27 protein-coding genes and 1 pseudogene are annotated in these 25,068 nt (G+C 40.5%); 17 read left to right on the top strand and 11 right to left on the bottom strand.

From position 1 onward, the window contains the following. Positions 1-35: 35 nt before the first annotated feature. The 6 genes from MT391_RS14940 (at position 36) to MT391_RS14915 (ending at position 5,659) form a co-directional block, all read left to right on the top strand. Positions 36-491, top strand: a complete 456-nt coding sequence (locus tag MT391_RS14940) for a YHS domain-containing (seleno)protein (protein WP_028868159.1) — start codon at positions 36-38, stop codon at positions 489-491. 2 nt (positions 492-493) lie between these two features. Next, on the top strand, positions 494-994 hold the full coding sequence (locus MT391_RS14935) for a hypothetical protein (RefSeq protein ID WP_037071208.1): 501 nt from the start codon (positions 494-496) through the stop codon (positions 992-994). 9 nt (positions 995-1,003) lie between these two features. Continuing rightward, complete coding sequence (locus MT391_RS14930; protein ID WP_028868157.1) at positions 1,004-1,852, top strand: hypothetical protein; 849 nt, start codon at positions 1,004-1,006, stop codon at positions 1,850-1,852. Further along, positions 1,852-2,757, top strand: coding sequence for a cyanophycin synthetase (locus tag MT391_RS14925; RefSeq protein WP_037071207.1), 906 nt, complete (start codon positions 1,852-1,854; stop codon positions 2,755-2,757). Before MT391_RS14930 ends, MT391_RS14925 begins: the two co-directional genes overlap by 1 nt. After that, complete coding sequence (locus MT391_RS14920; protein ID WP_051369059.1) at positions 2,758-3,939, top strand: MFS transporter; 1,182 nt, start codon at positions 2,758-2,760, stop codon at positions 3,937-3,939. Between the two features lie 109 nt (positions 3,940-4,048). After that, positions 4,049-5,659 (top strand): methyl-accepting chemotaxis protein, encoded by a 1,611-nt coding sequence (locus MT391_RS14915; protein WP_028868155.1) that lies wholly within the window; start codon positions 4,049-4,051, stop codon positions 5,657-5,659. Positions 5,660-5,815: 156 nt separating this feature from the next. Here the strand turns inward: MT391_RS14915 and dapB are convergent, their stop codons facing one another. From dapB to MT391_RS14900, 3 genes are read right to left on the bottom strand one after another with little or no spacing between them, the layout of a single operon-like run. After that, the gene (gene dapB, locus MT391_RS14910; RefSeq protein WP_028868154.1) at positions 5,816-6,547 is read right to left on the bottom strand and encodes a 4-hydroxy-tetrahydrodipicolinate reductase; all 732 of its coding nucleotides are present in this window, start codon (positions 6,545-6,547) and stop codon (positions 5,816-5,818) included. Positions 6,548-6,566: 19 nt separating this feature from the next. Beyond that, positions 6,567-6,893, bottom strand: a complete 327-nt coding sequence (locus MT391_RS14905; RefSeq protein ID WP_182690450.1) for a DUF2956 domain-containing protein — start codon at positions 6,891-6,893, stop codon at positions 6,567-6,569. Beyond that, the gene (locus MT391_RS14900) at positions 6,886-7,107 is read right to left on the bottom strand and encodes a DUF1289 domain-containing protein (protein ID WP_499498785.1); all 222 of its coding nucleotides are present in this window, start codon (positions 7,105-7,107) and stop codon (positions 6,886-6,888) included. The genes MT391_RS14905 and MT391_RS14900 overlap by 8 nt, the downstream gene beginning before the upstream one ends. A 201-nt stretch (positions 7,108-7,308) precedes the next feature. Between MT391_RS14900 and MT391_RS14895 the strand changes: the two genes are divergently transcribed. Both MT391_RS14895 and MT391_RS14890 read left to right on the top strand, forming a co-directional pair. Further along, the gene (locus tag MT391_RS14895) at positions 7,309-9,651 is read left to right on the top strand and encodes a fatty acid cis/trans isomerase (RefSeq protein ID WP_499498783.1); all 2,343 of its coding nucleotides are present in this window, start codon (positions 7,309-7,311) and stop codon (positions 9,649-9,651) included. Between the two features lie 217 nt (positions 9,652-9,868). After that, on the top strand, positions 9,869-10,699 hold the full coding sequence (locus tag MT391_RS14890; RefSeq protein ID WP_028868150.1) for an HDOD domain-containing protein: 831 nt from the start codon (positions 9,869-9,871) through the stop codon (positions 10,697-10,699). 69 nt (positions 10,700-10,768) lie between these two features. On the opposite strand, the gene MT391_RS14885 is transcribed toward MT391_RS14890, so the two are convergent. Beyond that, positions 10,769-11,344, bottom strand: coding sequence for a GTP-binding protein (locus MT391_RS14885; protein WP_037071205.1), 576 nt, complete (start codon positions 11,342-11,344; stop codon positions 10,769-10,771). 85 nt (positions 11,345-11,429) lie between these two features. Between MT391_RS14885 and MT391_RS14880 the strand changes: the two genes are divergently transcribed. Both MT391_RS14880 and MT391_RS14875 read left to right on the top strand, forming a co-directional pair. Further along, a complete protein-coding gene (locus MT391_RS14880) occupies positions 11,430-12,293 on the top strand; it encodes a YicC/YloC family endoribonuclease (protein ID WP_028868149.1) in 864 nt (287 codons plus the stop codon). A gap of 201 nt (positions 12,294-12,494) precedes the next feature. Further along, positions 12,495-13,724, top strand: coding sequence for a tyrosine-type recombinase/integrase (locus MT391_RS14875; protein ID WP_028868148.1), 1,230 nt, complete (start codon positions 12,495-12,497; stop codon positions 13,722-13,724). Here MT391_RS14875 and MT391_RS14870 read toward each other — a convergent pair. Continuing rightward, positions 13,721-14,197: a hypothetical protein gene (locus tag MT391_RS14870; protein ID WP_028868147.1), complete on the bottom strand. Its 477-nt coding sequence runs from the start codon at positions 14,195-14,197 to the stop codon at positions 13,721-13,723. The two genes, MT391_RS14875 and MT391_RS14870, sit on opposite strands and share 4 nt — an antisense overlap. Before the next feature lie 76 nt (positions 14,198-14,273). Further along, positions 14,274-15,158 (bottom strand): LysR family transcriptional regulator, encoded by an 885-nt coding sequence (locus MT391_RS14865; RefSeq protein ID WP_037071204.1) that lies wholly within the window; start codon positions 15,156-15,158, stop codon positions 14,274-14,276. Between the two features lie 99 nt (positions 15,159-15,257). On the opposite strand from MT391_RS14865, the gene MT391_RS14860 reads away from it, so the two are divergent. Beyond that, the gene (locus tag MT391_RS14860; protein WP_025651574.1) at positions 15,258-16,013 is read left to right on the top strand and encodes an SDR family oxidoreductase; all 756 of its coding nucleotides are present in this window, start codon (positions 15,258-15,260) and stop codon (positions 16,011-16,013) included. 84 nt (positions 16,014-16,097) lie between these two features. Continuing rightward, the gene (locus MT391_RS14855; protein WP_211235636.1) at positions 16,098-17,153 is read left to right on the top strand and encodes an SDR family oxidoreductase; all 1,056 of its coding nucleotides are present in this window, start codon (positions 16,098-16,100) and stop codon (positions 17,151-17,153) included. A gap of 214 nt (positions 17,154-17,367) precedes the next feature. Here MT391_RS14855 and MT391_RS14850 read toward each other — a convergent pair. From MT391_RS14850 to MT391_RS14835, 4 genes and pseudogenes are all read right to left on the bottom strand, one after another. Further along, a pseudogene (locus MT391_RS14850) lies at positions 17,368-17,996 on the bottom strand (IS5 family transposase); the annotation flags it as partial. 392 nt (positions 17,997-18,388) lie between these two features. Next, on the bottom strand, positions 18,389-18,571 hold the full coding sequence (locus tag MT391_RS14845; RefSeq protein WP_028868142.1) for an AlpA family phage regulatory protein: 183 nt from the start codon (positions 18,569-18,571) through the stop codon (positions 18,389-18,391). A gap of 150 nt (positions 18,572-18,721) precedes the next feature. Continuing rightward, positions 18,722-20,014 carry a group II intron reverse transcriptase/maturase gene (ltrA, locus tag MT391_RS14840; RefSeq protein WP_028868141.1) on the bottom strand — a complete coding sequence of 431 codons (1,293 nt, stop codon included), beginning with the start codon at positions 20,012-20,014 and terminating at the stop codon, positions 18,722-18,724. A 606-nt stretch (positions 20,015-20,620) separates the two neighbouring features. After that, entirely contained in the window at positions 20,621-21,058 is a 438-nt protein-coding gene (locus tag MT391_RS14835) for an RNase H family protein (RefSeq protein WP_028868139.1), read from the bottom strand. A 219-nt stretch (positions 21,059-21,277) separates the two neighbouring features. On the opposite strand from MT391_RS14835, the gene radC reads away from it, so the two are divergent. The 5 genes from radC (at position 21,278) to MT391_RS14810 (ending at position 23,996) form a co-directional block, all read left to right on the top strand. Further along, positions 21,278-21,754, top strand: coding sequence for a RadC family protein (gene radC, locus MT391_RS14830; RefSeq protein ID WP_028868138.1), 477 nt, complete (start codon positions 21,278-21,280; stop codon positions 21,752-21,754). Continuing rightward, entirely contained in the window at positions 21,751-22,176 is a 426-nt protein-coding gene (locus MT391_RS14825) for a DUF2787 family protein (RefSeq protein WP_028868137.1), read from the top strand. Before radC ends, MT391_RS14825 begins: the two co-directional genes overlap by 4 nt. Positions 22,177-22,202: 26 nt before the next feature. Further along, a complete protein-coding gene (locus MT391_RS14820) occupies positions 22,203-22,631 on the top strand; it encodes a DUF2787 family protein (RefSeq protein ID WP_028868136.1) in 429 nt (142 codons plus the stop codon). Positions 22,632-22,842: 211 nt separating this feature from the next. After that, on the top strand, positions 22,843-23,403 hold the full coding sequence (locus MT391_RS14815; protein WP_028868135.1) for a tyrosine-type recombinase/integrase: 561 nt from the start codon (positions 22,843-22,845) through the stop codon (positions 23,401-23,403). 101 nt (positions 23,404-23,504) lie between these two features. Continuing rightward, positions 23,505-23,996 carry a lecithin retinol acyltransferase family protein gene (locus MT391_RS14810; RefSeq protein WP_028868134.1) on the top strand — a complete coding sequence of 164 codons (492 nt, stop codon included), beginning with the start codon at positions 23,505-23,507 and terminating at the stop codon, positions 23,994-23,996. A gap of 28 nt (positions 23,997-24,024) precedes the next feature. On the opposite strand, the gene MT391_RS14805 is transcribed toward MT391_RS14810, so the two are convergent. Continuing rightward, positions 24,025-24,711 (bottom strand): inovirus Gp2 family protein, encoded by a 687-nt coding sequence (locus MT391_RS14805; RefSeq protein WP_016786709.1) that lies wholly within the window; start codon positions 24,709-24,711, stop codon positions 24,025-24,027. Positions 24,712-25,068 lie beyond the last annotated feature (357 nt).

The raw sequence follows: 25,068 nt of genomic DNA, 5'->3' as shown, positions 1-25,068 counted from the left end.
TAGATTATATTATTTTTAAAAGGGTGGAACTGAATATGAAAAAAATACTCTCAATCTTACAAGTTATCACATTAATGAGCTTTGCTCTTTTTCAAAGTGCGAATGCTGCTGATGCAATACATACTGGATTCTTTAGTAATAAAGCGGTCTCGGGATATGATGTTGTTGCTTATTTTACTGAGCAAAAACCGGTAGAAGGTAGCAGTAAGTACCAGCTTGAATATAAAGGCGCGGATTGGTACTTTTCAAGCCAAGAAAATTTAGCTTTGTTTAAAGGTGATCCAGAAAAGTATGCACCACAATATGGTGGTTATTGTGCATGGGCGATAGCAGGTAATGAAACTGCACCGGGCAACCCACCATTTTGGACCGTTTATAATGATAAACTGTATTTAAATTATGATCAGTCTGTGCAAGATTCATGGGCTGCTGATAAAGACAATTTTATTAAACAAGCCGATCTTAACTGGGCTAAATTGGACAAGGAATAATAATGAGAATTTTACCTGTTTTTAGCTGGATAGTGGTGCTGTGGATTGCAAAAGTTTTTTTATTATCGCTACCCTACAAGTTTACATTACATCCTGATACACAACATATTTTCGGAATGATTGGTGCTTGGATGCAAGGTATTCTAGGGGACTCGATAGGCACATGGTTTGCAAACTATGGCTCATATGCAGTTGGTTTTGTTGAGCTGGTTACTTCAGTTATTTTATTATTACCGGTTGTTTTTTGGTTACTGAAAAAAGTTAAACTATTACAATGTGCACCTAGCAGAAGTTTATTACATGCGCTTGGCGGATTGATGGCCTCGGGTGTCATGGGGGGCGCTGCTTTCTTCCACTTATTTACCCCATTAGGTATTGAAGTTATTCATGAAGGACAGAGTGATGGTGGTAGTTTATTTTATGCTGCTGTTTCTATTTTAATATTAGGTTTTGTTCTTTTTGTGGCTAATTACCGTGATTATAAAAGTAAAATAACTCAATAAGGGACCACATTGTTAATACGTATACTGCTGGTACTTTCTTATATTTTATGGTGCTGTCGATTTTTGATCGCGCCGTGGAAGTACTTTCAACTCAATGCTAATTATTTTAATGAGCATCGCCATCTCTTTTCTAAATTAGATATGGACCTGTTGATACCTGAAAAATGGCGACTCACACAGTTTGTTGATCAAGGTGCGGAACAAGGCAATAAACAACCAGAGCAATACCCCGTATTCCTTAAACCGGAATGGGGGCAGAACTCACAGGGCGTTTGTCGTGTTGATAATCAGCAAGCCTTGAAAGAACACCGTGAGCAGCGTACAGAAAATGGTCCTCGTTACTTAATACAAGCAGCGGCAAAAGGTAAGCGCGAGTTTGAGATATTTTATATCCCTGGCGCTAAAACCAATCATTCAGCTGCTATTATTTCGGTCACTGAAACCTGCAATAACAGTGGTGATGAGATGCCTGTTAATGGTATTTATAATAAGGATACTTTTTATAAATCTTGTATGCCGTTATTAAATACACATCAAGTACAAAAAATAGAATCGATGTTTGCTGCAATAGGGCCTTTTAGAATTGCACGTTATTGCGCTAGAGCTGACTCGATAGAAGCATTACTTGATGGGCAATTTTCTATTGTTGAAATTAATGTTTATGTGCCTATGCCGCTCATCTTATTAACGGATGAGCTGAGTTTTAAGGCGCAGTTAAAATTTGTATTTTCAAGCATGAAGCAATTGGCTTTAGTGACTAAAGACATTCCAGCTTCTCAAGCTATAAAATCGGTTTTCTTTCAAAAATTACAATGTGCTCGATTATTGAAATCAAGTACAAAAAAAGAGCTTTCTTAATGAACCTTAAAAAAATAATATATGCATGGATCAGCAAAAAATTCATGGGTGGTTGCAGTAATTATAATAGCTTAGAAGTACGAAGAGGCTGCCGTAGTAAAGAGCAAGCGCGTGATAAATTTAAGCAAGGTAACATCCCTCATGCGCAAGGTTTGATCTTTTTAAACCCTTTTGCGGCAATACGTTTCGCTAAGCAATATGGCTTTCCGCTTGTGATTAAACCTAATGTGAGTGGCTTTTCTCGAGGTAGTCATTTTCCCATTCGCGATTACAAAGAATTATGGAAAGCTATTTTTTTAGCTAAACTTTGGTGGCCATTTACGGTTGTTGAGCAATACCTTGAAGGCAGTAACTATCGTGTTGTTGTCGCTAACGGCGAAATAGTCTCTGTATTACAACGCTACGCTCCTGCAGTCAAAGGCGACGGTACGTCGACTATTCGTGAATTAATGCAAAAAGAAAATGCAATTCGTGAACAAATGCAGCTATACCCGGTTATTTACCCGCTAAAAGAAAGTGTGCAAACTAAAGGTTTTTTAGCGAAACAAGGTTTAAACTTTGAGTCTGTGCCTGCTGCAGAGCAACGTGTTACTTTATTTTATCGCATCTCATTAGCACCGGGCGGTGTGGTGGAAGTGATTAATAAACAGTTACTACCTGAAGCTAATAATCAATTATTTAAACAAGTTCTGACTTTATTTGATGCCAATATTTTAGGTATTGATGTGATTTTAGAAAAGGGAATTGAATACGATTACCGCCAACAGAAGTGTATTTTCCTTGAAGTCAATTCGCGCCCTTATTTAAAAATGCATGCTTATCCTCGGTATGGTAAGGCCGAAGACTTAAGTGAACAATTCTCTCAATTAGATGCGCTAGAGATTAAACAGTCTGATACCTTTTAAATGTCGTCTTTAGCACGAACATTTTATCTATTTACTGGTTTTCATTCCTTTTTATTAGGGTTATTGCCTTTATTCATTCCTGTTATTTTATGGGATAAAGGCTTAACCATTAGTGATATTGCGTATTTTGTGGCGCTGACCTCGGTGGGGTTTTTATGCGCATTATATTACTGGGATAGATTACGTGCAAAGCACCAGTGGCGTAAGCTAATAAGCTGCTCGTTTATTTTTCAGGGGTGCTTTGTTGCGCTACTAGTGTGGGATCAACAAAACTTACTGGTGACGTTGGGTGCATTCATTAATGGCATGGCGGGCTGCTTTTATTGGTCCACTCAGCGTCTTTTATTTCAAGCTATTACGGAAGATAAAAATACAGGCAATACGTTTGGTAACTTTCAAATACTTGTCGTTTTTGCATTAAAAATTGGCGTGTTAGTGGGCAGTTATTTGCTTGGCATGGCATATTTTGCTGGTTTGCTAACCCTATCTTTTGTCTTATCATTAATAGGTTTTTATTGGGTTAATAAAAGTCTACAAAGTAACCGTCAGTTATATTCCTTAAAGCAAGTCCCCGCATTTACGTTAAAACAAATAATTCAATTCAAAGACACGAATAAATCGGCACTTATTTTTGTCGTTGATGGTTTATTTCTATTTTTAGAAAGTTATTTTTGGGTGTTAACGATTTATTTGCTGACGCAAGCTAATGTAATGCGGTTAGGTTTAATTATTGTGGCACTGAGTTTGTTATTAGCACTGATTTTTTTCTTTATAAAAAAACAGATTGATCGTGTAAATACTCAGCTAATCTATAGCTTTGCCGTTATTGGATATGCCTGTTCTTGGTTTATTAGAGCGGAGCTAAGCCAAGATATAAATAATGTAATGTTGTATATAGGCTTATTATTAGTGGCCTTTTTGAGTAACTTTTTCCGACTTGCGTTTAATAAGCGCTTTTATGATATTGCTCGTCAACATCAACCCACTTATTACATCATTTGTAAAAGTTATTACTCGCAATTTATGTTGATCTTGTTTTTCAGCTTAATTGCATTATTTGTTCCTCTTGAAGATAACGCTGTAAATCAATTGCAAACGCTGTATTACTTGTCCATTCCTCTCGTATTTATCTATTTTCTATATGGCCGCCATAAAGCCATATCAAGCCTGAATATTCATTAATATAAAACCTGAGTAGATATTGATCAGCTAATGATTAATTTTCAGCATTTTGATTTAAATAGACTATCCTGATAGTTGGAAATAATTTTTATCTTTTTAAGGAATGAACATGCCTATTAAATATCGACTGATATTAAGCCACTCAATGATTCTTATTTTTATGCTCGGCATGCTAGTCTTTTCTGGTGTTCGTTTTGATCATACAGCTTCTCAAGTTCGCAACATTGTTGAAGGTGATGTGTTGCGTGCCGAGTTAGCAGGAGAAGTTAATATTCAGGCTGAAAGTGTTGCAGGGAGCTTATTACTGCTGTTTATATTAGAAGAACAGTCTCTGCGAACCAAAGTATACAAAGATATCGATAGAAAAAATAAGCAGATAGATGAAGTAATACAAAAAATTGAAGCATTATTAATTTCAGAAACGGATAAAACCTCGCTCAGTACCATTATGGATCTGAGAAAAGAGTACCACCATCAGTTTTTTGCCACGGTAGATGAAATTGAGTTTGGCGACCCAGAGCAAGCTCGTTCGATGATGGCGGGCTCAACACGTGATGCGCTTAATGCCTTATTATCAGCAATGTCATCGTTTAAACAAAAACAACAAAAATCGATGAATGACCGCCAAGAGAGCATCTTAACAATGACTGAGAATGCGCTATTTATTATGTTGCTATTAGGTGGTGCAGCATTATTGGTTGGAGTGTTGATGACTTACAAAATTATCAGTAGCGTTACCTTACCTTTAAATCAATCGGTAACCGCTATTGCCAGTATTGCTGCCGGAGACCTTTCAAAGTCGATCCCGCAGGGAGATAACAATGAATTTGGTCATTTATTATCAAGTATGTCGCATATGCAAAATCAGCTCAAATCGATGATCTCTGATGTTGATAGTGATGCAAAATTGGTGCATGACAATGCTAACGATATTTTATTACAAGCTGCCGATATGAAAAGTGCACTGACTGAGCAATGTCAGCGTTCAGGTCACATCAATGACAGTATTGTTTCTTTATCCGTAGGTATTAAACAAACCTCAGAAGATGTGAAACACATCGAATCACAAGCTGAGAAAACGCAGCAACTTTCTGAGCAAGGAGTGAAATCGGTCACTGAGGCTAGCCACTCTATTAAAGATATTGCCGTTTCTATTTCGCAATCTACCGCTTCAGTCGCCCGACTTAGTGAGAGTTCACTTCAAGTTTCTAATGCGATTAATCATATTCGAGAAATTGCCGACCAAACTAACTTGCTGGCGTTAAATGCTTCTATTGAAGCTGCACGTGCAGGAGAATTTGGTCGAGGTTTCTCGGTTGTGGCTGACGAAGTGCGCGTACTCGCTAGCCGAACTGCTGAAGTGACGATGAATATTGATGAAGTGATCAGCACCATGAAGAAACAAACGAATCAAGTAGAAACTGAAATTACTGAGAGTGAATCGCGGATTGAAAAAGGTGTGTTATTAATTGAAAGTATTATCGTACCTTTAGAAAACATGCAGCAAGAAGCTGAACAGTCTAAGCAAAGCTTGCGTTCATTAGCTGACCTAACTATCCATCAGTCACAGGAAAGTGACTTAGTTGCTAACAATGCGACTGAGATAATGAATATTGCTCGTCAGAACGAACTTGCGAGTGATCGTCTAATGAGCAAGAGTGATGAGTTATTAGCAACCGCAAAACGCGTTGATCAAACGTTATCGGTATTTCAACATTAGAAATGTTATGTTGACTTAAAGTGGATCTAGCAATAAAAAATGCCCTTTAAACAAGTAGTTTAAAGGGCATTTTGTTATTATTTATATGGCTTATCTCACTTACTTCAGCTAAGCCACATTCGAGTAGCCTAAGTCAGACGGTATCATCTAGTGTCTTTAGTCCATTAAATATTCTAAGCCATAAACCAACTCAGAACGTTTAACGACTTCTTTACAGGCTAAACAAATACCTGGCATAAAAGATTCACGATGCTGAGAATTATGTTCAATTTTTAATGTTTCGCTTAATCCGCCAAAAAAGACAGTTTGTTGTGCAACCACACCCGGTAACCGAATTGAATGTAATTTAACACCATTTAATTCAGCGCCACGTGCGCCTTCAAGTAATTCTTTATCGCTGCAAGGTGTAGCTGCTTTGGTGCGCGCAGCTGCAATTAATTCTGCAGTACGAATACCTGTGCCAGATGGGCTTTCTTCTTTTTGTGGACTATGTGCTTCAATGACTTCTACATCAGGTAAGTATTTAGCAGCTTGTACGGCAAACTTCATCATTAAGACCGCACCTAGTGAAAAATTAGGTGCAATCAATCCACCCAATTGCTTTTCTTTTGCAAGTGCTTGCAACTCTTCTACTTGATGCTCAAGGAAACCACTGGTACCAATAACCGGACAAGCACCCGCATTAAGAATCGTTTGGGTATTATTAAACCCTGCAGAAGCAGCTGTTAAATCAACAACAACCTGCGCGCCTGTTTGTTTAATCAATGCAGCTAAGTCATCACCAAAGTCACACGCTGCAACTAATTCTAATTCGCTGTCATTATTAACGGCTTTAACTGCTTCACCACCCATACGACCTTTTGCGCCGTTTACAATTACTTTAACCATGATTCTTCCTTTACTACATTTATAGTGTTAAAAAATGATAACCAATAAACCCAACCCAACTTAGTGCTAATAAACCCCAAGGCAACCAGTAGGTCGCAGGCCTATCATCATTGCTATCGAGATCAGACTCTGTCTCATTGTTGGAGGCTTTTTTCTTTTTAGCTTTATCTGCTTCACGTTGCTTACTTTTGGCAAGCTTTTTATATTCAGCGATGCCTTTTTGGATCCCTAAAGCAATTAATTTAGTTTGCTCTTTAGTTTGTCCTGGCTTCTGTACTTTCTTTGCCATCGCAAGCGCTTCATCTTGGGTTTCTGGTGAGACCTGATGTTTATGCTTTTTAACCATTATTTTCTTCTTTGATTTTTGTAGAGCGTTTGATTACTTTATTTTTAATATTCTCTAAAAAATTTTCAGGATCGTCATAGTCGTATTTGACTAAATGCTCGACTAATAATTTTGTGAGCGCTTGTGTTTCACGTATTTCATCGCGGCTTCTGCCACATCCGTAGCATTTGTCTTCGTCAGTAGTGCAGTCGCTGGTGCATGGGCTAAATTTCATTCTTTGTATCCTGTCTCTAGCTATTGGTAGATGGTTTAACCTAGATATTCGCGGAAATCGCTGTGTTATACTACTCTGCTTATCCGAAACTGAGGTTATTTAGCATTGATACTCTACCGATCTGTCTAGTCGATCGGATAATTGCTAACATCAGTTTTGATCAATTAATGACACATACTAACAATTTTAGAGAACGTATTCATGACTTTTAAAGTATTAATTATCCTACTAACTAGCGTTCTTGTGAGTGCTTGTTCCGATGCGTCGGATCAACTCGAAAAAGATTACGGTAGCGATAAAACAAGACCAAGACAGTTACCCGTTGAGGATACTTTAGCTCAGCAATATCGTGAACAGGTAATGCCTATTCTTGAAAGTCGATGTGTTGTTTGTCATGGTTGTTATGATGCACCTTGCCAATTAAAGTTGTCATCGCCTGAAGGTATTGATCGTGGAACCAGTAAGCATAAGGTGTACAATGGCGAACGCCTATTGGGCGCCCAGCCTTCGCGTTTATTTGTAGACGCCCATGAGACAGATGAATGGAGAAAACAAGGCTTTAGTTCCGTATTAAATGAACGAGATCAAACACTACTTGCCAACTTGCAAGGTAGTGTTATGTACAAATTGCTATTACAAAAAGAGCAACATCCACAGCCTCAAGGTATTTTACCCGCAGAATTTAATTACGGATTAAATCGTCAAGACCAGTGTCCTGATATTAATCAAGTAGAGGACTATAAAGAAGACTTTCCATTAGCAGGCATGCCCTATGGTTTACCTAATCTAAGTAATGATGAATTTAAAACGCTGGAACAGTGGATTGGGCGAGGTGCTCCAATGTCAGCCCCATTACCGCTGTCAGCACAGCATCTTGCGTTAGTTGAGCATTGGGAGAGAAAGTTAAATGGTAACTCGTTGAAAGAACAGTTAGTCGCGCGTTATATTTACGAACATCTCTTTTTAGCACATGTTTATTTTGATGCACAACCGATCAGTGCACAAAGCCCGCCACGTTTCTTTAAATTGATCCGTTCATATACGCCTTCTGGTGAACCGGTAAAAATCATTCCCACACGACGCCCCTATGACGACCCAAAAGTTGAACGTGTTTATTATCGCTTGGTACTGGATAGAGCAACCACATTAGCTAAAACTAATTTACCCTATGTTTTTAATGAAAAACTAGAAAAAAAATGGGATAAATTATTCTATAGCGCGAAATTTACAGTGAAAACTTTACCTGACTATCAAAACTTTAATCCATTTTTAGTATTTAAAGATATCCCTGTTAGCGCGCGTTATGAGTTTATGCTTAAAGAGGCTCATTTCACGATTAGCGGGTTTATAAAAGGTCCTGTTTGTCGTGGTCAAGTTGCGGTAAATGTGATTAATGATAAATTCTGGGTGTTCTTTGTTAACCCAAACATAAATGAAAACCCACGAATAGATGACTTTGTATACGAACAAGCTAAGAATTTAAGGTTACCTGCTGAATCAAGTAGTACCAATTTGTCACTGACAGAATGGTTATCTTATGCAGAAGGGAATACTGCGTATTTTAAAGCCAAGAGTAACTATATTCACCAAAATATGGACCACGAAAAAGGCCTGACATTAGATGATATTTGGTCAGGTGATGAGAACGCAGCATTGACTATTTTTAGGCATATCGACAGTGCAACGGTGTTAAAAGGCGCGGTTGGCAAACAGCCTAAAACAGCTTGGATAATTGATTACCCTATTTTAGAGCGTATTCACTATTTATTAGTGGCTGGTTTTGACGTTTATGGCAATGTTGGCCATCAATTGACCACTCGATTGTACATGGACTTTTTACGCATTGAATCCGAAACAAACTTTATCTCTTTTATTCCTACTGAATTTAGAAAGTCGACCTTAGCAAGCTGGTATTTAGGTTCGACTAAGGAGTTGAGTGATTATTTAGAAGATAAAAACTTATTTTACAATCGCCCTTCAGGTATCGATTTTGAAACACAATTTCCAAAAGAAGAGTTATTAACTCGTCTTAAGCAATATGTGTATGAAGCTCCGATGCTACAGAAAAAAAATCAACAATATAGGATCTCAGAAGACGATATTGAATTAAAACGATTGAGCATATTGGATAATGAAGTGGTATTAGCACTGCCTCAAGTTTCCTTTGTGCTTATCGAGGATCAAGAGCAGGGAGATAGGGTGTATACATTATTACGTCACAATGAACATAAAAATGTTTCTAGCTTATTGAATGAAAGAGCAAATCGATTACCTTTGCAGGATACGGCTGAGTTAATAAAAGGCTTTCTTGGCACTTATCCTGGTTTAATTTTTAAAGTATCAGCACGTGATAAAAGCCATTTTGTTAGCGCATTCATTCAAGCTAATACTATTCAAAAATTTCAAGCGTTAATGACCCGTTATGGCGTGCGTAGAAGTAATCCTGCATTCTGGTCTGTGAGTGACCGATTACACCAATTATATTTACAGCAAGATCCTATTGAATATGGTCTTTTTGATTATAATAGACTGGTTAATAAGTAACTTTTTTGTAACTTTTGTTATTAAATAAAAATCATTCATATTATGAGCTCGGTATTTGAGTTGTGCGCAGTCGCTATTGTTGATGCTCAGCATGTGAAACTAAATATTCAAAAACTATTACTTTTGAAGTAATTTAAGAAACAAGCTGTTAGGATTTGATTTTATAACAATCCAAACTATGTTTGGTAGTCTAACAATCAATATATAAGGGTGGTTTATGCTCGAAATTAAACAACTTTTTAATGAAGCAAAAAAATTACCTGTTTTACCCGTTTTATTACTTGAGTTAATGGAAAGTTTTTCTGATCAAGAAGCAAGAGTAGAAGACATTGCTAAAAAAGTAGCAATGGATCAATCAATCAGTGCAAAAGTCATTCGAATGGCTAACTCTGTAGCTTATCGTCGTGGTAAAGAGGTAGAATCAATTGAGCAAGCGGTTATTCGTTTAGGACTTAATCAAGTTAGAAGTATTGTTGTCGCTGCGACTTTATCTAATACTTTTCCTGATATTCCAGGGTTTGATAAAAACAAATTTTGGACTGATACCTTCACTACTGCCAGTATTGCAAAAGCGTTGGCTAAACATACTAAAGTAAATAGTGAAACCGCCTTTACATGCGCAATGATGCATAATATCGGTGAACTATTATTGCAAATTTTAAAACCTGATGAATGTGCCTTGGTGGCACTAGCTGTTGAGTCTGGTGACCCTCGTTTGGCTGTACAGCGTGAAATATTTGGTTTTGATTACACCCAAGTGGGTGCTGAGTTAGCAAAACATTGGGACTTCTCAACAGTGTTTTGTGATGCCATTGAACAGCAATTAGATCCATTATCTTTCGAACACCCGTCAGAAGGTGCTATTCTAATCCGCTTATCGGTATTTGCGGGTTTTGCATGGGGTGCAAACTTATCGCCAGAAATGATCGTTGGTCGCTTTCCTGAACCTTTAGTCGCGGCAATACAACTGAATAAAGATGGTTTAGTTGAAGAGTTTCAAGGCATGATTGAAGATGGTCAAGAATTAGGTCGTTTGATCGCTAATTAATCGACTTCAACATCTACACAGGGCCCTTAATTTAAAAGGGCCTGTTAGTATGAGGCTATCATCCAAGTACTAATAAGAGTCTATTAACAGATGAGCATCTTGCCTATTACCCTGTAAAACAGTTAATGGCTTGGTATAGCGTTTAGACACCTCTTTCGCCTTAATAACGGCCTCCCCTGCGTAAACTAACAAAGCATCAGCCTGCTCGATAAGTTGCAAGTAATTTTCATGCTCAGCAAAACTTGGGTCGTTTAAATGCTTGTTATTTAATAAGCATTGCGTAGCAGCAATACGAATAATAGGTTGGTAAAACTGCCCTTGTAATAATGTTTTAATATTATCTAAATGACCTGCTCCAGCGGGCTCGATAAAAATACGATCAGGTCTATGTTGTTTAATCATGTCGTTTAAAGCGACCCGAAAAGGCATACCTGCAGTACAGCATAAACAACCACCGAGCACGGTTTTCACCGCAACATGGTGTGCCTTTAGCTGCTCCATTGGATAATCTTGTTGCCCTACCTCATTAACTAAAATAACCCAGCGCTCATTAACCGGCTTGTAACTAACTAACTGTTGAATTAAATGTGTTTTTCCAGATCCTAAAAAACCTGCGATCAAGTGACAAATTATTTTTTGTTGCATTAAAAAAGACTCCAAATTGACTCACATCGTAGCATGTTTAGTGCGTAGTCAGTTATACTCTCGATTCAAATTTAAAGGGGAAAATATGATTTACAGCATGACGGCGTTTGCACGCAAACAATTAAAAGGTGATTGGGGTACTGCAGTTTGGGAAATTCGCTCAGTGAACCAGCGTTATCTTGAAACATATTTTCGTTTACCTGAACAATTTCGTGGTTTAGAAACAAAATTAAAAGAAACATTTCGACAACGTCTAGAGCGTGGGAAAATTGAATGTAGCTTACGTTTTGAAGCAAATTCAACGAGTAGTACTTCATTAAGTATGAACCAAGAGTTAGCAATGCAATTGATGCAAAATGCACAATGGGTTGTTGATCAAATGGGTTCAGGACAAGTTAACCCTGTTGATATTCTAAAATGGCCTGGTGTTATGCAAGCACCAGAGCAAGATGTTGATGCAGTAAGTGCTGAATTAATGGCTGGTTTCCAAACGACTTTAAATGAATTTGTTGAGTCTCGTGCTGCAGAGGGCGCTAACTTAGCCGTGTTTATTGACCAACGCTTAGTGGGTATTAGCGAACAAGCCGCTAAAGTACGTGAATTTATGCCAGCAGTACATGCATGGCAAAAAGCGCGTATTCTGAAAAAATTCGAAGATGCTAAAGTCGATTTGGACAGCACTCGTGTTGAACAAGAGCTCGTATTATTAGCACAAAAATCAGACGTAGCAGAAGAACTAGACCGTTTAGATTCTCACATATCAGAAGCGCGTAATGTTCTCAAGAAGGGCGGTGCAGTAGGCCGTCGTTTAGACTTCATGATGCAAGAGTTTAACCGTGAAGCCAATACGCTAGGTTCAAAAGCAATCAACACAGACATCACTGCAGCAGCGGTTGAATGTAAAGTTTTGATTGAACAAATGCGCGAGCAGGTACAGAATATTGAATAATAGTTACACTTGTATTTAACTGTATTTATATCATTAAAATACAACAACTTAGATAAAAACACTTTCTACCACTGTATTCTTTAATACACTATTAACCACCACTAACTGGTGGTTAATGTGGTGGGTATGATAGACTTACCATCAAGATAGGTGGTGGGTAAGAAAGTATTCACCAAGATCAGGTACGATTAGAGGTGAGTTATGGCTAAGTTGTCCGTAAAGAAAGTAGAAGCGCTCATTAAGGCTGGTGGCGAGAGAACACAACGCCATGCTGATGGTGAAGGCTTATACCTAGTGGTTCCAGCGTCAGGTACTGCAAGCTGGATGCTACGCTTTACCTCTAATAAAAAGCGCCGTGAAATGACGCTTGGTAAGGTCAATGACCTTTCCTTATCTAACGCTCGCCTCGAAGCCGCCACTAAAATGAAACAAGTGAGAGAAGGCTTTGATCCCCTCATACAACGCAAACGTGCCGAGCAGGAAAGCATTAAAACCGTTAATGACTTATTCGAAGATTGGTACCCCACCTTAGTTAAGCGCCTTAAACACCCTAATATCCCCAAACGTGTTTACACTAAAGATATAGCACCACACATAGGAGACATTCATCTCGATAAGATTACCGCACGTGATATTCGCACAACAATCACTGCGATTAATGACTCTGGTCGTCCGACTATAGCCAATGATGCTCTAGGTCACTGTAAACAGTTATTTAATCACGGGATGAAGCTAGATCTTCTTCAAGGTAATCCGGCCTCTGCATTTACTGTGAGGGATGCTGGCGGCATAGAACAAAGTAAAGATCGTTTCTTGACTGAAGATGAATTGAAACAGTTCTTTAGTATCGCTAGAGAGAACAGCACTAACTTTAGCCGCGATAACTACCTAGCTTGTGCATTATTGGTTTGTTTAGGTGTGCGTAAATCTGAATTGTGTGAAGCTAAATGGGAAGAATTTGAGCTAGAGAATGGCTTATGGCACTTACCAAAGGAGCGTAGTAAAACCAATGTGGGTTTTACTATTTCATTAGCACCAGAAGTGTTGGAGTGGCTTGAGGAATTAAAGGTAAGAGGTTTTGGTTCTGAGTACGTGTTACCTAGCCGACGAGCCAGCAAGAGCCCTCATATGGGCCCCGACACGCTTAACAGAGCGATTACTAAGCTATTTGGTCATGAAGCCGGTAAGAAGAAACAACCGCCTAACTTGATGGGCGACATGCCGCACTTTACGGTACATGACCTGCGCCGCACTTGCCGTACGCTACTGGCAAAACAAGGCACCCCCGGCCATGTGGCCGAGAGGTGCTTAAATCACAAGTTAAAGGGTGTTGAAGGTATCTATGATCAGTATGATTATTTGGAAGAGCGGAGAGAAGCATTAATAGAACTAGCGAATAACATTAATTCAATTGTAACGATAAACAATTAATTATTTATCTTTTCACCATGACCGGAATTATGCGCTACTTGTGTCATAGGAAGAAGGAGGCGAGGCATCCTCATTCTATCGCATTGAGACGTTAATAGTTCTCTCCAATACGGCCATACATGATAACTAACATTCTTTAACGCGAATTCGTTAAAGCATTCTTCAGGTAAATCATCCGTAACACTATATTCAGCTACAAACTCTGCTTCAATGAATAGTAGTGGATTACTAGTATCTTTAGCTTCTCTAGCCCACCTAACTCCTACTTCAACACAAACCCTGAATAGTTTTTCTTCCTCATCACTCTGAAGAATTTCAGATTTTGTTACCATATGCTTTGTTTGAATAATTAAATCTTCCATATCAGAATGTTTAGGATCAAAACCTTCATTACATTTTGATTCTAAGTTTCTAACATACAGATCTGATATGCGTAGGCATTCAATAGCCTTTTGCAAATTTGTATTTATCATTATCCTACTGCCTGAAGTTGACCATACCCTTCTTTCAGCATAGCTCACTTATCAGCTGTCCTAAATTAGTTGACCACTACACTTTTAGCCTGTCAACGATAAAATCTATCATCGCCAGTACTCGGTTTGGCGATGGGCGATGTCCGGGGTAGACCGCATAGAGATTGATCAGCTGATGTGTAAAAGAAGTAAGCACACACTCTAAACGTCCTGCTTTAAGGTCTTCCTCAATGTCGAATTCACCTTTTACAACCACACCTGCACCATTAATAGCCCATTGGCGTAGTACACCTCCATCATTGGCCAATCTGTTGCCGGATATTTTAACTGCAAATGATTTTCCTTGTTCGATAAAGTGCCATTCCGATTGCGAAGCGTTGGGACGAGCTAAAACCAGACAGTTATGCTGTAAGAGCTCTCTAGGATGCGTGGGCTTCCCGTTGTTTGCCCAATAAATCGGGGCTGCACATACGTAGCGCTTTTGACTCATTAATCGGCGTGCTTTGAACTCTGAATCGACCAGAGGTCCGGTTCGAATGGCGAAATCAAAGCGTTCACCGATCAGATCCACGACACCATCCGATAGATGAAGATCCACTTTTATTTGTGGGTGTAACTCTAGAAATTCATCAATGATCAATGGTAATCGAGTACGACCAAAATCATTGGTTGCTGTAAAACGAATGGTTCCTTGTAGTGGTCCATTTTGATTAACATGATCAAGCGCTTCTTTTATTTTTCCGAGTATGGAGCGGCAGTGATGCAGAAACTGCTCTCCCTCCGGTGTAAAGTACATGCGCCGAGTAGTACGCATAATCAGTGTTACGCCTACGTACTGCTCTAATTTTTGTAATGCTTGCGTGACTGCTGAGGGAGCGATGTTCCTTTGTCTGGCTACTCCAGCCATGGAGCCGATATCGTGAATATCCACATATATCTGCATTAAGTCAAGTCTGTCCATTATTCAATATTCCTGAATAAACTATTCTTTATATAGTTAATTATTAGTTGATTTAAATATTGTATCATAAAGACCAATTAACAATTTAGGCAGAATAAAATGACAACACCACTGATACAGAGCAATGATGGTCAAGGCTCACTGAAAGGCAGAAAAATTTTTATTGTTGGTGCAGGCTCAGGAATGGGGGCGTCGCTTGCAACGATGGCGGTCGCTCGTGGCGCCAAAGTGGCCTTAGCTGGGCGAAAGCAAGATAAGTTGGATAAGGTTGCAGCAGAACTGGGTGACAGTGTATTAGGTACTTATGCGCTAGATATTAGTGATGCGAAGCAAGTTGATGTAGCACTTGCAGAGCAGGCGCCATACGATCATATTGTATCGACCGCTGCTGATCTGGTGTTTAAGCCATTTTTAGAGTTGTCGGATATGGAGATTCAAAGTATGGTTGCCAGCAAGCTTTACGGTCCGATCAACTTAGCGCGTAGCGCTGATAAGCACCTGACAAATTCAGGATCTGTGTTATTTTATTCAGGCCTTGCCGCTTATCGACAAGGAGTAGGCTCGTCTATTGTTGGTGTTGTAAACATCGCATTAGAAAGCCTTGTGGCTAATTTAGCCATTGAAATGAAACCAAAACGTTTTAATGTTATTTCTCCCGGAGTCGTCGATAGCGCAACTTGGGATATGCTCAATGATGAAGATAAAGCTGCTCTCTTTAATGATGTCGCTCAATCGCTTCCTGTTGGACGAGTTGGTCAAACGAAAGACCTCTCTCACGCAGCATTGGCTATTCTTGAAAATGGCTTTATTAATGGCACCGTGGTCAATGTTGACGGCGGTGGTCGTATCGCCTAACCTGTAAGACAATTAATTTTTGATACCAGCCACTGCTAGTGGCTGGTTTCTATCAAAAAAGTTGACGTTACCTAAGGAGATATAATGCAACCTCATATGCTTGTCGTAGGTGGTTCAGGTGTGACCGGAAACGGGGCTATTGTCGCATTACAAGATGCTGAGTGGAAGGTAACAACTCTTTCAAGAGCGATTGAGCCTCCCCATGAGACAGCACATTTATCTGCTGATTTACTTGATAGAGCTTCACTACAGAAGCATTCAGACAGTCTGGCCCATGTGACTCATATTTTTTATGCAGCAATCAAACCCTCCGATGATGCAAAGACAGAAGCGGAAGAAAATAGCTTGATGTTTAAGAATATCATCGAAAGTGTGATAGCCGCTGGGGCGGATTTGAAGCGGGTGATATTTCTGCAAGGGGGCAAGGTTTATGGTGCTCATCTTGGTGTGTATAAAACGCCAGCTCGAGAGGATGATAGCCGTCATTATCCACCAAACCTATATTTTGAACACGAAGACTATGCTCGCACGTTAGAGAGTAAAGGTATCAGGTGGACCGCTTTGCGACCGGATATCATGATTGGTCATTCGCTTGGTTCTGCTATGAATATGGGGAACTTGATTGGTCTCTATGGTACGTTGTGTAAACACTTTGGCGTTGCTATGCAATTTCCGGGTTCTGCAGCGGCTTATAGTGTATTGATCAACTTTACGACTGCGAGTTTATTGGGTGAGGCGGTCGTGTGGGCGGCCGACAACGAAAAGGATGGTGCTTATAACGTTACCAACGGTGATGTATGTCGCTGGAAGTATCTCTGGCCAAAAGTGGCGGAATGGTTCGGACTGGATGTCGGCGAGCCACAGCCAATTAATCTTCAGCAACGTTTGAATCAGGCATCAGATTCCGAATGGAAGAATATTGCAACTCGATATGACTTGCGAGAGCCTGATATTAATCGTATTGCTCAAGGCAGTTTTGGTGACTTCCTTTTTCATGTCGAAACCGATGGGATATTTGATGTGACGAAAGCTCGTCAGGCTGGATTCAATGAAATGAGTTTGCGTACAGATAATGAAATCATTGAGCATTTAGACAACATGGTAAAAGATGGATTAATTCCCAATCCCCAAACTATGTAATGATTGTTTTTCTCAAATTTTTTTGAAAGTCATCATTAGATTAAAAAAGTTGCTGGGTATCAAGAAGCTGGTGTCGTCACGGACGAGACGTTTAATCACAAGCTGAATGAGATTATCAGTACGCTTTAAGCTTTGATGTAACTGAAAGAGATGAATAAAAAAACACTCAACTTGGTTGGGTGTTTTTTGTTAAATAAATCTCTAGGGCGTGTCTTCAATTCATCTTACAATGAACGATAGTACACGCCAGATAAAGCATTGACTTAAAATTACGCGCTAACTTCTCATAGCGAGTGGCGATACTACGAAAGTGTTTAAGCCTTGCAAACATATTTTCAACAAGATGACGCAGCTTGTACAAATAGCTATCAAACTCTGGATTAGGCTGTTTGGCATTCTTCCTTTTAGGAACGACAGGTATCATATTATGGCTGCGAGCTTTGTCTCTGATACACTCTGAGTCATAGCCTTTATCAGCGATAAAGTAATCTGCCTGTCCAATCATCTCAATCAATTCACCTGCAATTTGACTGTCGTGGACGTCACCCCCAGTGATTTTAAAATGGAGCGGATATCCATCGGCATCACAGGATAGGTGTATCTTTGTAGTTGCTCCGCCACGGCTTTGTCCAATTGCTCGCTCTTCACCACGCCGAGCTCCACTTGCATGCTGATGACAGCGAACATAGCTTCCGTCTGTGAATACCCATTCCGTATCAACTTCTTTTCGTAAGCCAAAAAAAAATCCGCCCATAAGCCAGTTTTCGACCAGCGGTTGAAACGACTATAGGCTGTTTTCCACGAACATAATTCTTCAGGTATGTCACACCAAGGCGCCCCTGTGATGCGGTATTGTAACTATTATTTAGGGCTTATCCAATTGAAGACACGCCCTAGTAGATACTTTCAATACTAAAGACCAGCAAAAAAACGATCAACTGTTATCAGTTGCTCATTTATCTGAAAGAGATAGGCCATTAGAAAATGAAAACCATATTAGTATGCCTGATAAGCATGCTTTTGCAGCGGCCCTTGAATTGAATGGTATTAGAACAAAACAAAATAACGAGAGCCGGACCAACCTTAAAGAGAATAAAGATGAGCATCAAGAAGGTAGCTCTCAGGTAAGTCTTCACTCTGAAAATAATAATGGAGGGTTGTAGACTTGTGGCACAACTCTTTGTGTATGACGAACTGATGGTCAATCCATCTTTAGCGTTGGCTTTATAGTAAATTTAAAGTTCTGAGATCTCGATTTTACTCACCATCCAATCTTCTACCTCACTTTCCAGCCAAGCTTTACGCTTACCCATTACTGTCACGTTCTTAGGGAAATCACCCGCTTTGATTAGGTTGTAAATGCTGCTACGGCAAAGTGTTGTTTTGTCCATGACTTGTTGTAGTTTAAGAAATTTCATTTTGAAACCTTGTTATGTAGTTCAACTCATAACAAAGGCCGCTGCGTTATTTTTTACTTTCCCCTGATCGCCTACTCCGAAGGGACGACTAACAACACATATTTAGAACAGCACAATCGAGTAGGAGGAGGCCTCACGGCCTCCGTCCTCTCACACCACCGTACAAGCGTGGGTCGCATACGGCGGTTCCGAATATACTTTTAGTGACTCGTACCCCTCTAATAGCGAGTACAGACCCAACTCTTTGAACCATTCGTTCGGCATGGCATGATTTGATTGCGGGGTTCGGGCCAGATGCCACCAACCTTTATCTGACATCGCCAACTTCCAAGCATTACTCTCTGACACACCTCGTTGGCGTAGCCACATCGCTATGCTGTATTTCCGTTTGCGTTGCTTCAGACGATAGCTTCTCAGACGCCGCCTTATCCAGCTGTCTAAGTCCGACATCATCCCTTTCCGCAGAGCCAGTTTGAAGTAGTGTTGCCAACCTCGTAAGTATTGCGTTAATTCTCGTATTACGATATCTAACTCTACTCCTCGGTTTCGCTTTGTTATCTGGCGCACGCGCTTCTTCATCTGAGTTTGTGCTGCCTTTGATAAACGGATTCTTCCGTCTGTCTCAAAGCGGTGGCTCAGGTAGCTGCGTTCCTTCACTCTTGTCGCGGCGCTTTTCTCACGGTTTACCGTCAGCTTTAGCTTTTGCTCTAAGAACTCCGTTATCGAGTCTTTGACTCGTGCCGCTGCCTCCTCGCTACTCACGTAGATTTGACAGTCATCTGCATATCGGCAGAACTTGTGCCCTCTACGATCTAACTCTTTATCAAGCTCATCTAACACGATATTGGATAGCAGAGGAGACAGAGGCCCCCCCTGTGGGGTGCCTTTTTGTCTGCGCTCCACTAAACCGTTTCGCATTAGTCCTGCCTGGAGATATGACCTGATTAACCTCAACACTCGTTTATCCGCTATATCCTGAGACAACCTGTACATCAGTCTGTCGTGATTAACGGTATCGAAGTACTTGGCTAGGTCTATATCCACCACATAACCTCGTCCTTCTCTTATGTAGCGGCTCGCCGCCGATAAGGCATGATGAGCACTACGGTTCGGCCTAAACCCGTAACTGCTGTCAGAGAACTTCGGCTCATAGATTTCCGTTAGTACTGAAGTGATAGCTTGTTGCACTATCCTGTCCAGAACCGTTGGGATGCCCAATTGCCTCGTTCCTCCACTCGCTTTCGGGATTTCTACACCAAGAACGGGTTGGGGTTGATAGCTTTCATCCAGAAGACTCTGGCGAAGCCCTAACCCATTCGAGGAGTGGCGAAGCTTTTCGATTGTCGCGGTGATATCGAGCCGGTCGACTCCCGCACAACCTTTATTCTTCTTCACTCGCCTAAGGGCTTGATTCAAGTTCGTTGGTGAGCAGATTTGCTCCATCAACTGAGTTGGATTCACCAAGACTCGTCCTCCTGTCTACGCCGACCATGCTTGTCACTCTTCGTGTCCTCACGCTTTACTTGCGGTATCGCCTGTTGGAACGGAGAGATAAATTTCATCTTGCTGTGACTCCACATGATTGAGTGTCTAGTGACTGCTTCTTGATATATTCAGTTCAGGCCTTCCCTTAAGTTGTACTTCCTCAAGGTACTATGCCTTCTGCTGACTTCTTACTGCTCTTAGGATCTCATCACTGGGATCTGAGTCTTTCGAAGACAAGCGGTAAGATCTCCCGAGGTAAGACGTTGCTCTTTCCCGTGGTCATGCCTGATTTACTACGTCGCACTTCCCGTCGAGTCGTTGGGCTATTCTATCTATAGCTAGGTTACCCAAGTCGACATAGCCTACTATCAGGTTTCTGTTCGTCATCACCACGTTTTGCCATTTGCTTCCTTCAGATTTCACCTCACGATGAACACCCTTGCATAGGCTAACGGTTCCCGCTCGACTGAGCCCGTAGAGGACTTTCACCTCCTAGATCAACGCCATGCTCGGCGCACTAAACAGAATCACTTGCTGGCAGTACCAGCAAGTGATTCATTCTTATTACAATTGACGATTCGCCGCTGCAAGAGCGTATCTATAAGCAGCATCTTTTCCTGCGGAGCAAGCAGCGACTTTCCTCACCTCAACTTGCTTGTCTGCCCTTCGTTTATCCACTAGCTCCCAAAGGTCTTGATGAGCTATCGGCTTTTTATTTGCTTTACGCCAATTTCGACGTTTCCAACCATCAAGCCACTCATTAAAGCCATCAACGCAATAGTCACTGCTTGAATAAATAACATCGCCATCACAAGCACGCTCTAGCCCAAAAGCAAGTGCTGATAACTCTGCGTAATTACGGTCTACGATGCTATCAAGGAACAACCAGTCTTCACCCGCTATTCTTTCATAGTCATCGAATACAACCTGCCCTACCCCAGCAGAGAGTCGTCCTCTTCGCTTCTCTACGATGGCTGCTTCTACATAAATTTCTTTTTTCATTTTTATACTCTCCAGAGACTAAAAAGCCGATACATCCTTTGCACCAGCTGATTGTGTTGATTGTTCATTCGTCGCTCTATTGCGATTGCTACATAACAACGGCAAGAGAGTTATTTTTTACCTGTCTCTGGAAATACTCTCCTTCACACCCTGATTCAAAACGCTCTCAGATATATTTCATCAGTACGCATAACCAAACAGATAATCCAAGGAGCTCTTATGCGTAACGCCAACAACCAACACGATTACCCATTCAAAACTTCAGAGTTAAATGAACTGCTAGAGCGTGCAGCCGACGCACTGGCTGCGAAATACAAGCGAGAAGGCACGTTCACTAACCCAACTAATGTTAAGGAATATTTAAAGCTCAAGTTAGGGGCTCATGACCGCGAAGTGTTCGCCGTGATGTTTCTTGATAATCAACATCAATTGATCAGTTTTGAAGAGTTGTTCTTTGGCACTATCGATGCTGCCTCTATTTACCCACGCGAGGTACTCAAAGCAGCACTAAACCATAACGCTGCTGCCGTCGTTTTTGCTCATAACCATCCTTCAGGTATTTCTGAGCCCTCTCAAGCAGATAGACGCATTACACAGCGTTTAGTAGATGCTCTCAAGCTGGTGGATATCCGAGTGTTGGACCACATCGTTGTGGGTGAGGCTTGTGTGTCATTTGCAGAAAAGGGGTGGGTATGAATAAGTTTGTTATTTCAGGGGTAAATGATGAACTCGTTAGTCCCATGCATTGTTTTCTTGAAGCACTTATGTCTGAAAACGTCATCCCGAATACAGTCGAGCGGGTAGCGTTAAACATACGCTCTAAAGATATCAATAGTCGCTTTCAACCAATCGAAATTCAATTAGAGCGAACATCAAGCAAAACACCTTGGCAACTTCGCTTTATTGCCACCTTTGATGTGATGGTTGCTGGTAAGCAACAAAAAGAGTTATCGCTGTATTTCAACTTCGCAGGGTGTTGGTTCTACCACCCAGAGATTAAGCAGTGCAACTTACAGCGGCCAGAAGTACAAGCCTTACTTGCTAGCTGGCTTAAAGCCATCACTCACACTCTCACCACGCAACCTGCTATCTCAATCAACATCACATCCGTTCGTTAATCCTAACTTACTTCAAAGAGGTCCCTATGAATCAAGCTGCCAATCTGGCTATGTTCGCGTGCAAGCGAGCTAAGCCTTCACATCAACTGAAAGACCTAATCAAACGCTCTATTGATGATGTTAATTACCGAGGAAAAATGACCATCTGTTTTCAAGATACCAATTACCACCCGAAAGACGGCGGCTTTCACCCTGTCTCTATTACGGTAGATATCAAAGATAGCCATATCGCTCTTATTGAAATCACTGACCTTGTTTATGTGGGAACCGGTACACCAGAGCTCGTTCCTGACTTGGCTTTTGATTTTGCTAACAACGTCGCTTTCGCTCGTTTCAGCGGATGGCTTGGTATGTACCTGCAAGAAACAACCGAGCTATATGAGATGTGGGAGTGTAACTTTCTAGCTTATGTAGACATGAACGCCTACGACCAAGTTCAGGTTGAGTACAGTTAATCATCACTCGTAGCAACCCTATCCACTAACCGTCCCGCTCCACTTCATATTACAAATATTCAACACAACCACCAGCACAGAGCTAAAACGAGGCTGCTTCCCATATTGTTAAAACGGGAAGCTTCCATCCCTTGCTGTATAAGGGTTCTTTAATATCGTCTGCTCTGTGCTTCCCAAAACACCCTTCTACAGACAAAAAAGGAAGCAGACTATGGCTGAAGTCCAAGCAATTAAAGACGATGACACCATACGTATGGTTGGTCACTTATTGAGTATTCGTTGTCATCCACAAATGGCCGATGTATGGCATATCGGATTAAACCTAGCACTGAGGATTTCTGATTTGTTGTCGATTCGCTTTGAAGACATTCATGGCGACCGAGTCATTATTCGTGAGAGTAAAACCGGAAAGCTCGCCAACATTCAACTCAATACCAAAGCGCAGCAGCACATTGTTAGATTGAGAGAGCAACATCCTGACCACATCTACTTGTTTCAATCCCACCGATGCCAACAGCTGAAAAACAAACCACCCCAGCCAATCTCGCGACGCGCTGTGTCCATGGCGTTTCAACAAGTAGGGCAAGAGCTAAATATCGCTTTAGGTACTCATTCGATGAGAAAGACCCGAGGTTACTTTCTTTATCAATCCACAAAAGATATAGGCCGTGTCATGAAAATGCTTCGCCATACTTCAGAAGGCGTGACGCTTCGCTATATCGGTATCACTCAAGATGAGGTTGATAAGGACTTCGTTTCTCTTGAACTTTAAACCTAATCATTTACTCAGGGGGCGGGACCGCTAATCCCTTATAAACATTAAGCTCAGAGCCCTTTTGAGTTTCGTTATCATCACATTTGAGAGTAAATAACATGAATCCATATCACGCAATAGGGAGCTTTGTTGTAGGCAGCTTATCGAAAAGCTTAGCGCATAACCTATTTTGGAAAACCGATGGTCCTGTTAGAGGGAGCATTGTGTACTGTGACTTAGCCTTTGGTGTTGCTGAGCATTCAGGCATTTACTTAGGCAACAATAAAATTATCCATAAAAATGCCAAGGGATTAATTGAAACTGTTTCCGTGTGCCAGTTTTTAGCAGGAACCAGTGCCATAACCATTTATATAAGTTGTGATGCTAATGGAACCTCTGTTGGATTTGATGATATTGCTAACGATGCTGAAGCACTGCTTGGTACTCAACAAGCTTATTCTGTATTAAGTAAAAACTGTCATCAGTTTTGTAGCTACTGCATTACAGGGAGTATACATACCAATACCTTTACTTTAGTCCAACTCAAACGTGATGCGCGTGAGTATATTAAAGCGAGTCAGTGGCGAGCATGGGATTTAACTAAACGATAAGTAAGGGGCCTCATGGCCCCTATTGTGCTTATCGAATACTGGCGCCAAAACAACGACTACCTTCGCCATAGTGTTTTGTTTTTTCTTTTGCCAAATAGCTCACGTGTTTAAACAATTCTTCAAAGTCATCATCAAAGCTATTTGAACTACTATCAAGTCGATGGATAACAACACTTTTCGTTTCCTTATCTTTAGAGAAAAACACTAGACCAATAGCTTCGTTGTAATCAATACCCACCACACGGGCCCACGCCTCAACTATTAATGAACTCAAGTTATTACTTTTATTTTTGGTTGAACCTATCCAATTAAATCGGTCCTTATTCAAAAGTAGCAGCAAGTGATAATGATCTGCTATCGATGTAGAACGCTCTTTTACCCATACATAGCGAACTTTACATGGATGAACCATTTCCCTAAGCCTTTGCTTTCTTCGGGTAGTGCAATCGATTTGCGACTGTAACGAGCGGATAAACAGCTGAATGACATTACCCCACTCTTGATGCGCTTTTAACTTAGGAAACCTTAGGTCTACACGTATAGCCATTAACCTAGGGGAGTTATCTAAAGCTATTTCAATCGTATTATAGATTTTATCTAAGTATGGAATACACAGCGCACCATGGCTTGTAAGTATAGGCATTCCCCTGAATGTTTTTTTAGTAGTTAGTTTTAAGTTTTTATTTTGTTTAGAACGTTGATGGTTATGATGCACTTTAAGCCTTCCTATGTTTGATTCATAGAAAGGCTATTGAGGTTATTTTTTATAGATTTATTGCTTAACGACTACAGTGGTTTTAGCTACCTAATGGGTGTAATAACTGAGATGTGATATTGGTATATTAAACAGACAGAATATAAAACGTACCGCTAAACACCGCCATGTATGTGAATAGTGCTTTAAAACCACTGTAAAGTTATATTACTTGTGTAACTCCCAAGAAACACCTGTACCTTGAAAGTTAATGGTTGTTTTAGCTGTCCATTCTAGCTCGCCTTCAAATGACTTATTCGCATTCGAAACAACGAAAAAGTCACCATTACTTTTAAAGCAATAAAACTGTATTTTTTT

The organism is Vibrio sp. 1-Bac 57, from assembly GCF_037546855.1.
Taxonomy (GTDB): domain Bacteria; phylum Pseudomonadota; class Gammaproteobacteria; order Enterobacterales; family Psychromonadaceae; genus Psychromonas.
The sequence above is the reverse complement of the archived record's forward strand: the minus strand, read 5'-3'. Positions and strand labels throughout refer to the sequence as shown.

Coding starts and splice junctions, on each gene's coding strand:
- MT391_RS14940 (WP_028868159.1), top strand. CDS start 36: ATGAAAAAAATACTCTCAATCTTACAAGTTATCACATTAATGAGCTTT.
- MT391_RS14935 (WP_037071208.1), top strand. CDS start 494: ATGAGAATTTTACCTGTTTTTAGCTGGATAGTGGTGCTGTGGATTGCA.
- MT391_RS14925 (WP_037071207.1), top strand. CDS start 1,852: ATGAACCTTAAAAAAATAATATATGCATGGATCAGCAAAAAATTCATG.
- MT391_RS14920 (WP_051369059.1), top strand. CDS start 2,758: ATGTCGTCTTTAGCACGAACATTTTATCTATTTACTGGTTTTCATTCC.
- MT391_RS14915 (WP_028868155.1), top strand. CDS start 4,049: ATGCCTATTAAATATCGACTGATATTAAGCCACTCAATGATTCTTATT.
- dapB (WP_028868154.1), bottom strand. CDS start 6,547: ATGGTTAAAGTAATTGTAAACGGCGCAAAAGGTCGTATGGGTGGTGAA.
- MT391_RS14905 (WP_182690450.1), bottom strand. CDS start 6,893: ATGGTTAAAAAGCATAAACATCAGGTCTCACCAGAAACCCAAGATGAA.
- MT391_RS14900 (WP_499498785.1), bottom strand. CDS start 7,107: ATGAAATTTAGCCCATGCACCAGCGACTGCACTACTGACGAAGACAAA.
- MT391_RS14895 (WP_499498783.1), top strand. CDS start 7,309: ATGACTTTTAAAGTATTAATTATCCTACTAACTAGCGTTCTTGTGAGT.
- MT391_RS14890 (WP_028868150.1), top strand. CDS start 9,869: ATGCTCGAAATTAAACAACTTTTTAATGAAGCAAAAAAATTACCTGTT.
- MT391_RS14885 (WP_037071205.1), bottom strand. CDS start 11,344: ATGCAACAAAAAATAATTTGTCACTTGATCGCAGGTTTTTTAGGATCT.
- MT391_RS14880 (WP_028868149.1), top strand. CDS start 11,430: ATGATTTACAGCATGACGGCGTTTGCACGCAAACAATTAAAAGGTGAT.
- MT391_RS14875 (WP_028868148.1), top strand. CDS start 12,495: ATGGCTAAGTTGTCCGTAAAGAAAGTAGAAGCGCTCATTAAGGCTGGT.
- MT391_RS14870 (WP_028868147.1), bottom strand. CDS start 14,197: ATGATAAATACAAATTTGCAAAAGGCTATTGAATGCCTACGCATATCA.
- MT391_RS14865 (WP_037071204.1), bottom strand. CDS start 15,158: ATGGACAGACTTGACTTAATGCAGATATATGTGGATATTCACGATATC.
- MT391_RS14860 (WP_025651574.1), top strand. CDS start 15,258: ATGACAACACCACTGATACAGAGCAATGATGGTCAAGGCTCACTGAAA.
- MT391_RS14855 (WP_211235636.1), top strand. CDS start 16,098: ATGCAACCTCATATGCTTGTCGTAGGTGGTTCAGGTGTGACCGGAAAC.
- MT391_RS14845 (WP_028868142.1), bottom strand. CDS start 18,571: ATGAAATTTCTTAAACTACAACAAGTCATGGACAAAACAACACTTTGC.
- ltrA (WP_028868141.1), bottom strand. CDS start 20,014: ATGGAGCAAATCTGCTCACCAACGAACTTGAATCAAGCCCTTAGGCGA.
- MT391_RS14835 (WP_028868139.1), bottom strand. CDS start 21,058: ATGAAAAAAGAAATTTATGTAGAAGCAGCCATCGTAGAGAAGCGAAGA.
- radC (WP_028868138.1), top strand. CDS start 21,278: ATGCGTAACGCCAACAACCAACACGATTACCCATTCAAAACTTCAGAG.
- MT391_RS14825 (WP_028868137.1), top strand. CDS start 21,751: ATGAATAAGTTTGTTATTTCAGGGGTAAATGATGAACTCGTTAGTCCC.
- MT391_RS14820 (WP_028868136.1), top strand. CDS start 22,203: ATGAATCAAGCTGCCAATCTGGCTATGTTCGCGTGCAAGCGAGCTAAG.
- MT391_RS14815 (WP_028868135.1), top strand. CDS start 22,843: ATGGCTGAAGTCCAAGCAATTAAAGACGATGACACCATACGTATGGTT.
- MT391_RS14810 (WP_028868134.1), top strand. CDS start 23,505: ATGAATCCATATCACGCAATAGGGAGCTTTGTTGTAGGCAGCTTATCG.